At 60.8% G+C, this 13,307-nt stretch carries 14 protein-coding genes; all 14 read left to right on the top strand.

Annotation, left to right across the window (positions count from 1 at the left end; all coding sequences use genetic code 11):
* Window positions 1–27: 27 nt before the first annotated feature.
* The 14 genes from OIL88_01065 to OIL88_01000 all read left to right on the top strand — a co-directional run bounded on the left by OIL88_01065 (window position 28) and on the right by OIL88_01000 (window position 13,306).
* A complete protein-coding gene (locus OIL88_01065; GenBank protein ID HJI70976.1) occupies window positions 28–954 on the top strand; it encodes a transporter substrate-binding domain-containing protein in 927 nt (308 codons plus the stop codon).
* 9 nt (window positions 955–963) lie between these two features.
* Complete coding sequence (locus tag OIL88_01060; GenBank protein HJI70975.1) at window positions 964–2,112, top strand: amino acid ABC transporter permease; 1,149 nt, start codon at window positions 964–966, stop codon at window positions 2,110–2,112.
* Between the two features lie 22 nt (window positions 2,113–2,134).
* Window positions 2,135–2,917, top strand: a complete 783-nt coding sequence (locus OIL88_01055) for an amino acid ABC transporter ATP-binding protein (GenBank protein HJI70974.1) — start codon at window positions 2,135–2,137, stop codon at window positions 2,915–2,917.
* A 72-nt stretch (window positions 2,918–2,989) separates the two neighbouring features.
* Window positions 2,990–4,405, top strand: coding sequence for a M20/M25/M40 family metallo-hydrolase (locus tag OIL88_01050; protein HJI70973.1), 1,416 nt, complete (start codon window positions 2,990–2,992; stop codon window positions 4,403–4,405).
* 229 nt (window positions 4,406–4,634) lie between these two features.
* Window positions 4,635–5,702, top strand: coding sequence for a peptide chain release factor 1 (gene prfA, locus OIL88_01045; GenBank protein ID HJI70972.1), 1,068 nt, complete (start codon window positions 4,635–4,637; stop codon window positions 5,700–5,702).
* Window positions 5,703–6,351: 649 nt separating this feature from the next.
* Entirely contained in the window at window positions 6,352–7,611 is a 1,260-nt protein-coding gene (locus OIL88_01040; protein ID HJI70971.1) for a peptide chain release factor N(5)-glutamine methyltransferase, read from the top strand.
* Window positions 7,612–7,686: 75 nt separating this feature from the next.
* A complete protein-coding gene (locus OIL88_01035) occupies window positions 7,687–8,082 on the top strand; it encodes a type II toxin-antitoxin system RelE/ParE family toxin (protein ID HJI70970.1) in 396 nt (131 codons plus the stop codon).
* Window positions 8,069–8,371, top strand: a complete 303-nt coding sequence (locus OIL88_01030) for a helix-turn-helix domain-containing protein (GenBank protein HJI70969.1) — start codon at window positions 8,069–8,071, stop codon at window positions 8,369–8,371. The genes OIL88_01035 and OIL88_01030 overlap by 14 nt, the downstream gene beginning before the upstream one ends.
* Window positions 8,372–8,519: 148 nt before the next feature.
* Window positions 8,520–9,263 (top strand): L-threonylcarbamoyladenylate synthase, encoded by a 744-nt coding sequence (locus OIL88_01025; GenBank protein ID HJI70968.1) that lies wholly within the window; start codon window positions 8,520–8,522, stop codon window positions 9,261–9,263.
* A 13-nt stretch (window positions 9,264–9,276) separates the two neighbouring features.
* A complete protein-coding gene (gene glpK / locus OIL88_01020) occupies window positions 9,277–10,818 on the top strand; it encodes a glycerol kinase GlpK (GenBank protein HJI70967.1) in 1,542 nt (513 codons plus the stop codon).
* A 122-nt stretch (window positions 10,819–10,940) separates the two neighbouring features.
* Window positions 10,941–11,588 (top strand): uracil phosphoribosyltransferase, encoded by a 648-nt coding sequence (gene upp, locus OIL88_01015; GenBank protein HJI70966.1) that lies wholly within the window; start codon window positions 10,941–10,943, stop codon window positions 11,586–11,588.
* Between the two features lie 280 nt (window positions 11,589–11,868).
* A complete protein-coding gene (locus OIL88_01010) occupies window positions 11,869–12,180 on the top strand; it encodes a hypothetical protein (GenBank protein HJI70965.1) in 312 nt (103 codons plus the stop codon).
* A gap of 3 nt (window positions 12,181–12,183) precedes the next feature.
* On the top strand, window positions 12,184–12,987 hold the full coding sequence (atpB, locus tag OIL88_01005; protein ID HJI70964.1) for a F0F1 ATP synthase subunit A: 804 nt from the start codon (window positions 12,184–12,186) through the stop codon (window positions 12,985–12,987).
* A 124-nt stretch (window positions 12,988–13,111) separates the two neighbouring features.
* Complete coding sequence (locus OIL88_01000; protein HJI70963.1) at window positions 13,112–13,306, top strand: ATPase; 195 nt, start codon at window positions 13,112–13,114, stop codon at window positions 13,304–13,306.
* The last annotated feature ends 1 nt before the right edge of the window (window position 13,307 follow it).

The raw sequence follows: 13,307 nt of genomic DNA, 5'->3' as shown, positions 1-13,307 counted from the left end.
CATACGATTCAACAGGGAAGGCAGATTATGCATTCTCCCCATCAACGCGACGCGCATCCACAGCCGGTATGCAGCCGTCGCATCTTTTTGGGTAGCGCTCTCGCTGCGAGCGCTTCTGTCGTCGCCGGCGCACTTGCCGGCTGCCAGCGTCCCTCCACGCTGGAAGTAGTTCAGTCCACGACGGGCGGCGGTCGCGACGACCTGTCCGATTCTGTGATCGGCAAGGATAAGATCCGCATCGGCATGGAGGCGGCCTACGCCCCGTACAACTGGCAGGTTTCCGAGGCCAGCGAGTTCACGATCCCCATCGACAACGTGCAGGGCGCCTATGCCGATGGCTACGACGTGCAGATCGCCAAGATCGTCTGCAAGGCTCTCGGCGGCGAGCCCGTTGCCGTCAAGCAGAGCTTCTCGGGCCTTATCGACTCGCTCAACAACGGCCAGATTGACCTCATCATCGCCGGCATGAGCGCCACGCCCGAGCGCGAGGAGTCCGTCGGCTTTTCCGACCCGTACTTCATTGGCTACTTTGGCCTGTTCGTAAAAGAGGGCTCGCCCTACCAAAACGCCACCAAGCTCAGCGACTTCAGCGGTGCCACGGTGCTCGGCCAAAAGGACACCATGCTCGATACCGTCATCGACGAGATTCCGGGCGTTGTGCACAAGAACCCGGTCGATTCGGTCCCCACGGTGTTCTCGAATCTGCTGCAGGGCACGTGCGACGCCGTGACCTACAACACCGAGAATGAGAAGGGCTATATGGCCCAAAATCCCGGTATCGTCCCCATCCACTTTGCCGAGGGCGAGGGCTTTAAGCAGGAGGTCACGGCGAATGTCGGTTGCCGCAAGGGATCGGACAAACTGCTTAAGCTCATCGACAAGACACTCAAGGGCATCAGCCAGGAGGAGCGCGACCAGATGTGGGACGCGTGCCTCGACCGTCAGCCGGCATAGGGAGGCAGCATGAAAGGCATCAATCGTCTGGCCTCCTTTATCAAGGCCGACCACCGTTATGTGTACCTGGGCACGAGCGTTATCGCGGCGCTCGGCTTGGCATTTAGCCAGCGCAACCCCACGCCGCTGAGCTTTTTGGCGCCCACCGGCATCTTCCAGGATTGCCTTTGGGCGATTCTTTGGGCCTGGATCGTCGTGTCGGCGGCAGCGCTCGTCACCAAGGTTATGCACTGGAACGACTATCGCGAAACGTCGCCGTTTGCATCTGAGCGTTGCCGTCGCGGCGCGCGCCTGGGCAGCTATGTCGTGGTTGCCATCGCGGCGATCTTCTTTATCGACCGCTGCGTCATGTCGTTTGTCGACCTGGTGCAGGCGAGCATTGTCTCGGACTCCAATCCCAGCGACTTTCTGTCGAGCTTGGTCTACATGACCTACAAGAGCGGCGACTTCTTTATCCGCGGCATTCAGATCACCATCGCGCTCGCGTTCTTTGGCACCGTCATCGCCTTCTTCCTGGCGCTGTTGCTGGTGTTCCTGCGTATCCAGACGTTCGACCGCGTGGACAATGACCTCACGCGCTTCTTTAAGAGCATCGGCCGAGGCTTTGCGACCGTCTACTCCACCATCGTGCGCGGCACGCCCATGATGGTGCAGGGCCTGCTCATCTACTACGCGGGCTTTACCGTTCTGCGCGGCATGGGCTTCGAGACGGCGCAGGCCAACCAGATCTGGAGCACCTTTACCGCGGGTCTCGTCACCATTTCGCTCAACTCCACCGCCTATATGATGGAGGTCCTGCGCGGCGGCATCGAGTCCATCGACCCCGGCCAGGCCGAGGCGGCGCGCTCGCTGGGCCTGTCGCAATGGCAGGCCATGCGCAAGGTCGTGTTCCCGCAGGGCATTAAAAACGCGATCCCCGCGCTCACCAACGAGCTCATCATCAACATCAAGGACTCGTCAGTGCTTTCGGTCATCGGCGTGTTCGACCTCATGTACGCCACCACCACCGTCGCCGGCGTGTACTACCGCCAGATGGAGGTCTACTGCGTGGCGCTCGTGGTCTACCTGATCCTGACGCTCGTGGCGAGCCGCCTGCTCGAGGCCTTTGGCAAAAAGCTCGGCGCCGAGGCTCCGGCCACGCTGCCCAGCTCCAACTAGGCGCAAGACGAGGAGATTCATCATGGCAGATACCGCCACTACCGGCGTTGCGGCCGCGCAAACCAAAGAGCCGCTCATCCGCGTTGAGGGCCTGCGCAAGAGCTTTGGCTCGCTTGAGGTGCTTAAGGGCATCGACCTCGCTGTCAATCCCGGTGAGGTCGTCACCATCATCGGCGCCTCGGGCTCGGGTAAGTCGACGCTGCTGCGTTGCCTCAACCTGCTCGAGACTCCGGACACGGGCCACATCTGGTTCCACGGTCAGGATCTCACGGCCGAGCGCTGCAACATCAACAAGCTGCGCGAGGACATCGGCATGGTGTTCCAGGGCTTCAACCTGTTCAACAACATGGATGTGCTCGACAACTGCACGCTCGCGCCCGTCACGCTCAAAAAGATGAGCAAAGATCAGGCCGAACAGGTCGCAATGGAGCACCTGGCGAGCGTGGGACTCGAAAAATTCGCCCATGCCGCGGTTGGTCGCCTGTCCGGTGGCCAAAAGCAGCGCGTTGCCATCGCCCGCGCCCTGTGCATGAACCCGCAGATCATGCTGTTTGACGAGCCTACCTCCGCGCTCGATCCCGAGATCGTGGGCGAGGTGCTCGACGTCATGCGCAAGCTCGCCGCCGACGGCATGACCATGGTCGTCGTTACCCACGAGATGGCCTTCGCACGCACCGTGTCCGACCGCGTGGTCTTTATGGACCAGGGCGTGGTGCTCGAGGACGCCGCGCCGGCCGAGCTCTTTGGCAATCCTAAGCACCAGCGCACCCGCGAGTTCCTCTCGCGCTATCTTGAGGACAAATAACCAAACGTAAACGCTTACGTGGCAGGGCCGCTCCGGTGGGGCGGCCTTTGTCGTCGCAATCGAAAGGATGTCATGGCCGAGGTTTGGCGCTTCTTTGCGCACGAGGATGATTTTGCCGATCTGGATGAGGCCGGCGCGTGTGGGCGCCTGGGCCGCGTCCTGTCGTTTCCGACCATTTCGAGCATGGATGCCGAGTCGGTGGACTGGCGGCCGTTTGATGATCTGCGCGCCTATATGCAACAGGCGTGGCCGCGCGTGTTCGCGGCGGGCGAGGTTGAGCTCATCGACCATTCGCTGCTCGTGACGCTTGCCGGCTCCAACCCCGCCCTTAAGCCCGTTATGCTCATGGGCCACATGGACGTGGTCCCCGTGGTGCCGGGCACCGAGGCCGACTGGACACATGCCCCCTTTAGTGGGCACGTGGGCGACACCTACATCTGGGGCCGCGGCGCGATCGACATGAAAGACCAGGTCGCGGGCATTCTCGAGGCCGTTGAGTACGCACTGGCGCACGGTTGGCAGCACGAGCGCACGCTGCTGCTGGCCTTTGGCCAGGACGAGGAGACCACGCAGTACGGCGCGGGCGCCATCGGTCGCGCGCTCGAGGAGCGCGGCGTTGAGCTCGAATATCTAATCGACGAGGGCGACTACCGCATCGTCTCTGCTGCAGAGTACGCCGCGGGCGAAGGCTGGCTCATGCACGCCGACCTGGCCGAGAAAGGCTATGCCGACATCGTGCTCAGGACGAAAAGCGAGGGCGGGCATTCTTCCAACCCCTACGGCGGCACGTCGCTCGAGGTGCTCAGCCGTGCTATCACCGCAATCTGCGATATCGAATGGCCGACGCGCGTGACCGACCTGCTTGCCGCGCAGCTCGTCGAGCTGGGGCTCTACACGGCCGATGAAATTGCCGCCAACAAGGACGCCATCGTGCGCGATTGCCTCGCTAGCAAAAAGCTCTATCCGCTCGTAACGACCACCTGTGCGCCGACCCAGATTGAGGGCGGCAGCACCGGCGCCAACGTGATGCCGCAGGACATGTGGGCCAACATCAACTTCCGTATGCTCGAGGGCACGAGCGTGGCCGACGTCGTGGCGCGCTGCCGTGAGGCGGTTGCCGCGGCGGGGCTTGCCAGCCGCGTTGAGGTCGAGCTCGGCCCCGGCAGCTCCGAACCCTCGCCGTCCCCGCGCATTGGCGGCCCTGGCCTCGAAGCGGTTCGCTCCGTTGCCGCCCGCTATTTCCGTGATTCAAAGGGGACGGAGGAAAACGGATCATCCGAGCCGTTGGCGATCGTTCCGTCTACTGTTATCGGTGCGACCGACGCCGCCAACTACCAGCGCATTTGTCCTGAGTGCATTCGCTTTTCGGCCTTTGTGGTGGACGATGACGAGTGCGACCGCGGCGTCCACGGCACCAACGAGCGCATTACCCGCCGAGCCTACCTCCAGGGCATCCGCTTCCTCATCGCCCTGCTCCAAACGTTCTAGAATGTGACAAAGGGACTATCCCTTTGTCACATTCCGTGCGGGTTATATGCAGGTTTGCCTGCGCACGCTATCATGTATGGGTTAGACCGCAACTATGTACCCCATACGCGAAGGGATGCGCATGTATCTGAAGATCGACATGTTCTAGCCGGGCTTACCCCCGCAGCGGCGCCGCGCGCCCCATCAATTCTGCCGATTTTCACCTTCACGCATATAAAGGAGTCCCGCCATGCGCGACAAGCTCGAAAAGATCATCAAGGCCTACGAGGAGCTCGAGAAGAAGCTCTCCGACCCCGCCGTTGCCTCCGACATCAAGGAGTTCACGCGCCTCAACAAGGAGTACGCGCACCAGTCCGACCTCATCGCCGCCTCGCGCGAGTACATCGGCGCGCTCGATGACATCGAGGCCGCCAAGGAGATGCTCCGCGACACCACCGATGCGGACGAGAAGGAGATGCTCCAGATGGACATATCCGAGAACGAGGAGAAGCTTCCCCAGCTCGAGGAAGACATCAAATACATGCTCATCCCGAGCGACCCCAACGACGACAAGAATACCATCGTCGAGATCCGCTCCGCCGCCGGTGGCGACGAGGCAGCCATCTTTGCCGGCGACCTCTACAAGATGTATCAGCGCTTCTGCGAGTCGCGCGGCTGGAAGACCACCGTGCTTGACTCCAGCCCCAGCGAGGCCGGCGGCTTTAAGTCCATCGAGTTCAAGGTCGAGGGCGACCGCGTCTACTCCGTCATGAAGTTCGAGTCCGGCGTGCACCGCGTCCAACGCGTCCCCAAGACCGAGTCCCAGGGCCGTATCCAGACCTCCACGGCAACCGTCGCCGTACTTCCCGAGGCCGAGGAGATCGACGTCCAGATCAACCAGTCCGACCTGCGCATCGACACCTACTGCGCTTCGGGCCCTGGCGGTCAGTGCGTTAACACCACCTACTCCGCCGTGCGTATCACCCACCTGCCCACCAACACCGTGGTGCAGTCGCAGGAGCAGCGCTCCCAGATTCAGAACCGCGAGGTCTGCATGCAGATGCTGCGCGCCCGTCTGTACGAGATGGAGCTTGAGAAGCAGCAGGCTGAGCTTGGCGCCGAGCGCCAGAGCCAGATCGGCCATGGTAACCGTTCCGAGAAGATCCGCACCTACAACCAGCCCCAGGACCGCGTGACCGATCACCGCATCGGTTTCAACTCCACCTACAACGGCGTCCTTCTGGGCGACCAACTCGGCACCGTCATCGAGGCGCTCGCCGCCGCCGAGCGAGCCGAGAAGCTGGCACAGGCTGTTTAGGTTCCGCCGTTCTACCGAACGGCGGACCAGCCGACGCTGCGCGGGCCGCATTTGGACAATCTGACGTTCAACTTCAAGGGCGCGACCAGAAGGTCAGCGCCCTTTCGTTTCACGTCACCTTGTCTCAAATGCGGCCCGCTCGCTGGCATTGCCAAGACATCGGCGTTATCTTGGTTGGCACTTGAATGATCCCTTGGGGACGGAGGAAAACGGATCATTCTGCATCGATGCGGTGCCGGTGATCCGTTTTCCTCCGTCCCCTGCGGATCATTTTGGGAAATTGCTATGTTGGTTTATTTAGGTTGACTTGGTAGTCTATGGGCCATTTACCTGCTTAAAGCGTCAGTCGATTACCAAAATAATGCTCTAAAAATCGTCCAGGAAGTCGCAAGCCATTTTTTGACGCGTCGTGCGTCAAGTGATTTGGCAAGTTCTTGGTTAGATATTGGTCAGTTTTGGGGCAACCTTGCCAAAAGCTTGACGGATGCAGATTTAGACGTCGACGAATGAACACTCTGGGCAGGCTCCAAGTAAAATTCTGGGCGGATTCTCGATAATCGCTTCCAATCGTCCCTTGCCGCGTGCCACCCTCGCGTACAATCTGCTCCGACATTCGTGCGCCGCCCGGCGCTTAAGAGGGGAGGACCCCATGGCAAACGAGATCTGGACCATCAAGCGTTGTCTCGAGTGGACCAAGGAGTACCTGGCCGAGCGCGGCGAGGAGCACCCCCGTCTTTCTGCCGAGTGGCTGCTGTGCGCAGCTACGGGTCTGGCGCGCATCGACTTATATATGCGCATGGACGAGACGCTCGACGCAGCGCAGCTCGAGACCATGCACGCGGCCGTCGTCCGTCGCGCGAAGGGCGAGCCGCTGCAGTACATCACCGGTAGCACGCAGTTTCGCATGATCGACGTCGCGTGCGCCCCTGGCGTGCTCATCCCGCGCCCCGAGACCGAGATGCTCGTCGAAGAAGTCCTGAACTACCTGGATGCCGAGGTGCTGAGCCCCGAGGCCGCCGCCCGCCAGCGCGTGGAGCTGCCTTGGAACGATGAGGTCGAACAGGCTCGCAAAGCCGAGGCGGCGCTGGCCGACGAGCGCGCGACCGCCGAGCGCCGTGCTGCCAACCTGACGGCCGCCGATGAGGCTGCGCTGGGTAGCGACGTGCTCGGTAGCCGCGCCTATGCCGAGGAGCTTGCCGATCGCGAGGCCGAGGAAGCCGCCGTGCGGGCGGCAGAAGCAGAGACCGTGGAAACCCCCGAGCCCGAGCTCGACGAATACGGCATCGCCATTGAGGGCAACGACCAACAGACGACTCCCGCGCAAGATGCCGCCGAGGCCAACGTATCTGCCCCAGCCGAGCCCCGCATCGCCCGCGTTCTCGAGGTCGGCTGCGGCACGGGCTGCATCTCGCTCTCGCTTGCCTGGGAGCGTCGCGGCCACGTCACCTGCACTGCTACCGATATCGAGCCGCGCGCCATCGACCTTGCTACCAAAAACCGCGATGCGCTTGGCCTCACGTCCGACGAGGTCGCCTTCAGCCTCACGAACCTGGTGAGCTCCATTCCCCGCGAAGAGTGGGGCACCTTTGACGTACTCGTCTCCAACCCGCCCTACATCCCCAGCGATGTCATGCGCTCGCTGCCGCACGAGGTCAAGGACTTTGAGCCCGATCTGGCGCTCGAGGGCGGTGCCGACGGCCTCGATATCTTCCGCCGCCTGCTCAACGCGGCGCCCTACATGTTGCGCGCCGGCGGCCTCTTTGCCTGCGAGCTCTACGAGGGTGCGCTCGACGCTGCGGCCGAGCTCTGTCGCCAGGCAGGCCTTTCGGACGTGCGTATCGTCCACGACCTCACCGATCGTCCCCGCATCGTTCGAGCCATCGTCACCGAGCCCAAACAGCGTATTTAAGCTGAATAAATAGACATTTGCGCAAGTTTGTCCTTGCAATATACCGTAAAACTTCTACTATAGAAGGAGAAAGGTATGTCAAATCAGCTGCATCGGTACCGTATCGTGCTTGATTACATTGAACCTTGGCTTGATGAGCAGGATGAAGCTACGCTGAAGCAGATTTATGCAGACCTTTTGGTGCTCGAGAAGGAAGGTCCCAGCCTTGGTCGTCCGCTGGTTGACCGCGTAAAGGGCTCGAAGCTTCATCATTTAAAGGAGCTGAGAGTGACGTCGTGTGGTGGGCAGGTGATTCGCATCCTCTTCGCCTTTGACCCCAAGCGCCAGGCGGTATTGCTATTGGCGGGTGATAAGTCGCGAGCGGGATCGTCAAGGGCAAAATGGAACGGTTGGTATGCGATCAACATTCCAAGGGCCGAGCAAATATACCGTCGCCACGTAAGGAGGCTCGATCGAGATGGAACTGCATGAGTATATGGAATCTCGCGGGATAACACGCGACTCCATTACCGCCGAGCAGGAGAGGACTCGCGATCGTATCGAAGCCTATAAGCTTGCTCAGATTCGCAGGTTAAAAGATCTAACACAGGCGTCGGTCGCCCAGTCGATGGGCGTTTCTCAAAAACGTGTATCCGAGCTCGAGCGTGGGGAGTTGGGTTCGATGAGGCTCGACACGCTGAGCAGGTACGCAGAGAGCCTCGGCGGAAAACTGGTTGCAAGCATCGAGTTTCCCGATCGTACCGTTACGCTTGCGCGCTAAAAATCTTCAATTAACCCCCTCACTTTCACCGACTACTAGAGCCGCTCACCAAACCAACATGCGCTCTGGGCAAATAGGTTGAACGTTTCGTGCGAGAATGCCCCACAGTAAACAAACTTGCACCAGAGCGTAAGGGGCTGGCATACACATGCAGACGGTCTATCGGGTATACGAGGGAGCGCGCGAGCCACATCGGCTTGCAGTCGAGCGCACGGCCGAGCTACTCGGTCGCGGCGGCCTGGCGCTTATTCCAACCGAGACGGTCTACGGTGTCGCCGTGGCGGTCAACGCCTTCTCGGATGCCGTTCCACAAGATACAAGTGAACCTCTGCCGTGGCCGCGCGATCCGCAGGCCGCCGTCAACGGCGCCGCGGTCCCTGCACTCGGTACCGGCTATCGTCGCATCTTTACCCTCAAGCAGCGCGAGCTCACCCAAACGGTTGCCTGGCTGGTCGATGATGCCGAGGCACTCGACCGCTATGGCGTGGATATCCCTAACGAGGCCCGCGTGCTCGCCCGACGATGCTGGCCGGGCGCCCTGACTATCGTGGTCAAGGCGGCCCCCTGCGTGCCGACCTTTATGCGCGCCGCCGACAACACGGTGGCACTTCGCGCTTCGGCCTCGCCCGTGGTGCAAGCGCTCATCCGCGCCTGCGGCAGCCCTCTTGCCTGCACCAGCGCCAACACGCACGGCGCGCCCGCGCCGGCAAGTTTTGCCACGGTGGAGGAGCGCATCCTGGAGGGGGTCGATGTGGCCGTCGATGCCGGTGAGACCCCGTGTCGCGACGCCTCAACCATCGTGTCGTTTCAGCACGGCGAGCTCCAGATCCTGCGCCAAGGCGCGCTTCCCGCATCAGAGATCGAACGGGTCCTGTCCGACCCGATGCAATAGAAAGGTGTAAGCGATGTCGTTGAATCTAGGCAGCCTGGGCATGGAAGACGCCTCGTTTAGCTTTGGCGGTTCCTACATCATGGCGCTCGACTGCGGCACTACCTCGGTACTCGCGACCATCGTCGACGAGTACGGCTGCATCGTCGCCCAGGCGCGTCGTAGCGTCAAAACCAGCTTCCCGCGCCCCGGCTGGGTGGAGCAGGATCCCACGGAGGTGCTTGCCAGCCAGATCGGCGTGATGATGGAGGTCCAGTTTAAGAGCGGCATCCATTCTGACCGCATTGCCGCCATCGGTATCTCTAACCAGCGCGAGACCACGGTGGTGTGGGACCGCATAAGCGGCCAACCCATCTATAACGCCATCGTGTGGCAATGCCGTCGCACCGCACCTCTGATCGACGAGCTGGTCGAGCAGGGCGCAGAAGAGCTGGTGCGCTCCCGCACGGGGCTTACGCTCGACCCGTATTTCTCGGCCTCCAAGGTGCAGTGGATTCTCGACAACGTCGACGGTGCGCGTGAGAGCGCGGCGGCGGGCGACCTCATGTTCGGCACCATCGACACCTGGCTCATCTACAACCTCACCGGCGGTCAGGTCTTTGCCACCGACTACACCAATGCCAGCCGCACCGCGCTCTTTAATATCCATGCGCTCGATTGGGACGACGATCTGCTGGCGCTTTTCGACGTCCCGCGTTCCATGATGCCCGAGGTTCGTTGGAGCTCGGGCGACTACGGCTGCGTTGCGAGCGACATCATGACCAACATGCCACCCATCATGGGCGTGGCGGGCGACCAGCAGGCGTCGCTGTTCGGCCACTGCTGCTTCCATCCCGGCCAGACCAAAAACACCTATGGCACGGGCTGCTTTATGCTCATGAACACAGGCGACGAGATCGTCGAATCCAAGAACGGTTTGGTCTCCACGATCGGTATCGCCGCGGACGGCAAGATCAGCTATGCGCTCGAGGGTTCTATCTTTGCCGCCGGCTCAACCATGAACTGGCTGCGCAACAACATGGGCATCATCTCGAGCGTGAGCGAGTCCGCGCAACTCGCCACTTCGATTAACGACAACGAGGGCTGCTACTTCGTTCCCGCCTTCGCAGGCCTGGGCGCTCCCTGGTGGGACCCGCATGCTCGCGGTATCGTGTGCGGCCTGACCGGTGCCTCGAGTCGCGCGACCATCGTGCGTGCGGCTTGCGAGTCCATGGCCTACCAGAGTTATGACGTGCTACGCGCCATGGAGCAGGACGTGGGACTTTCGATTGAGCGCCTGTCCGTCGATGGCGGTGCCTCGCGCAACGAGTTCATCATGCAATTCCAGGCCGATCTGCTGGATATCCCCGTGCTGCAGTGCGAGACGGTGGAGACCACGGCGATCGGCGCCGCGTACTTGGCGGGCCTTGCCGTCGGCTATTGGGAGGATTTGGAGGAGCTGGAGCAAAACGCTCAGATCGTCAAAGTCTTCCATCCTCACATGTCCGCCGAGCGCCGTGAGAGCAACCTCGCTGGTTGGCGTGATGCCGTCAAGCGTTCGCTCAACACCGCTCAGTAGGGTTGCGACGAGCTGCTCGATACAACAAACCGTTAAACTTATGCACGGCGCGAGGCAACAACGTCGCCATGCGTCTTGTCAGCAAGGCCATCTTCCGGCCGCAATGAAAGGGGCATCAACCCATGACCGTCACCTACGATACGTCCCGTGTGACCCTTGTCGATCACCCACTCGTCCAGCACAAGCTGTCGATCTTGCGCGACAAGAGCACTGGCACCAACCAGTTCCGCCAGCTCGTGCGCGAGCTTGCGCTCTTTGACGGTTACGAGGCCATGCGCGACCTGCCCATGGAAGACGTCGAGGTCGAGACTCCCATCACCACCGCCACGTTTAAGCAGCTTGCCGGCAAGAAGCTCGCCATCGTTCCCATCCTGCGCGCAGGCCTTGGCATGGTCGATGGCATCCTCGACTTGGTACCCTCCGCTCGCGTGGGCCACATCGGTATGGAGCGTGACGAGGTTACCCACGAGCCGCATGAGTATTACTGCAAGATGCCCAAGGATATCGACCAGCGCATCTGCCTGGTTGTTGACCCCATGCTCGCCACGGGCGGTTCGGCCGAGATGGCCATCAGCTACCTGCGCGAGCGCGGTGTTAAGGATATCCGCATGCTGTGTATCGTCGCCGCGCCCGAGGGCCTCAAGTCACTGACCGAAAAGGACCCCGACGTACATATTTATACCTGCGCCATCGATGACCATCTCAACGAGGCCGCCTACATCGTTCCCGGCCTGGGCGACGCCGGCGACCGCATCTACGGTACGCTCTAGTCGTTGGGCCTTGTCGGCTACGGTCACAAATACGAAGAAATGGTGCGCGCGGGCGAGCAAAAGTCGTCCACGCGCACTTCTGTTAACGGACGTTTTGCCCTGAGGGGTTCGAAAAAACGTATTACCGTACCTGCGGCATAAAGAAGGCCTTAAGAAAACGTACAGGTGCGTATTAACCGTTTGTTTTACGGTTGTACTTTAGCGATTGGCTCGTACAATAGTCACCAATGTTTGGCTGGGACTGTGCTGTGAGGCGTTAAAAAGGAAAGCGAGGAAGCCAGTGTTTCAGATAGCCGATCTGCTCGCTATCGTTGCAGGCGCCATCGCGGGCGCAATTGCCTTCCTTCCCTTTGTTTTTACGCTCAAGCCGGTTCTTGACGATAAACAGAATGCGGACATGCTCAAGGGCATGGTGAGCCTGGCGGTCTCGGCAGTCGCCCTGCTCGTCTTTACCTTGGTTGTGTTTGCGTTGTTCGGAGAGGCATTTCGCATGTTCCTCCTGGGCGAGGCGATCGGCTTCGTGGCCTTTATGGCCGCCTGCACGGTTCGCGTCGCCAAGGCGTTGCGAGATCCTCATGAGGTCGAAAGGTAAGTCGTGGAAATTTTTGAAAAGCTGCCTGATGAGATTAATCATCTGGTCAGCGAGTTCAGCTCCACCCCTGTCGTGGGCGATCTGAGCTGCGGCATCACGCAGTACTCGTTTTGGCTGATCGTCTCCACGATCGTGCTCCTGATCGTCCTGGCCGTGTTCAAGAAGAAGCAGACCCTAGTTCCCAAGGGCTTCTTCGTCAACGGTTTCGAGTACATCATCGAGTACGTCGAGAACGATATCGGCAAGGGCGTCGTGGGTGAGAACTGGAAGAAGCACTTCCCGTTCCTGTGCTCGCTTTTCCTGTTCATCCTGATCAATAACATGATCGGCCTGATCCCGGGAATGAAGCCCGGCACCGGCGCAATCGGCTCCACCGCCGCGCTCGCCATCTTCGCCTTCGTGTACTTCATCTACTACGGATGCAAGGCTCACGGCGTGATCGGCTACATCAAGAGCCTCGCCCCGCAGGGCGTGAGCTTCCCGATGAACGTGCTCGTGTGGGTCGTCGAGCTTTTCTCGACCTTCCTGCGCCTTATCACGCTCGCCGTCCGTCTGTTCTGCAACATGTTCGCAGGACACGTGGTCATGGGCTCGTTCGCCATCATGGCGAGCATGTTCATGCAGCCGCTGCTTCAGCAGGTTTCCGCGGCCCACGCCGTCGGCGCCCTGCCTTCGCTGGCCTGGCTTGCCATCCTCATCCTGATCTATGCGATCGAGCTTGTGGTCGGCGCTATCCAGGCTTACGTCTTCACGGTCCTTACCGCCGTGTATGTCTCCGAGGCAGAGGAGGTCGCGGAGGAGGAGTAGTCTTCCGTTCGCGCCTTAAAGGTAAGGCAATTCGTTAAACCGCCGGTGCCCGTACCCATGGAGCCCGGCAGTTATAAAAAGGTTATCCTGCGTGAAATAAGACACGCACGACAAAGGAGGAATCGTGGGAGTTATCGGTTACGGTCTCGGTGTTATCGGCGCTGGTCTTGCTATCGGCCTGTCTGCTCTGGGTGCTACGGGTGCTATGGCCCGTCAGCCTGAGGTCCAGGGCCGCGTGTTCACCGTCTTCATCATGGGCTCCGCCTTCGGCGAGGCTCTGGCTCTGATCGGCTTCGTTGTCGCGCTGATCGTTAAATAGC

This window comes from Coriobacteriaceae bacterium, from assembly GCA_025992855.1.
GTDB lineage: Bacteria > Actinomycetota > Coriobacteriia > Coriobacteriales > Coriobacteriaceae > Collinsella.
The sequence above is the reverse complement of the archived record's forward strand: the minus strand, read 5'-3'. Positions and strand labels throughout refer to the sequence as shown.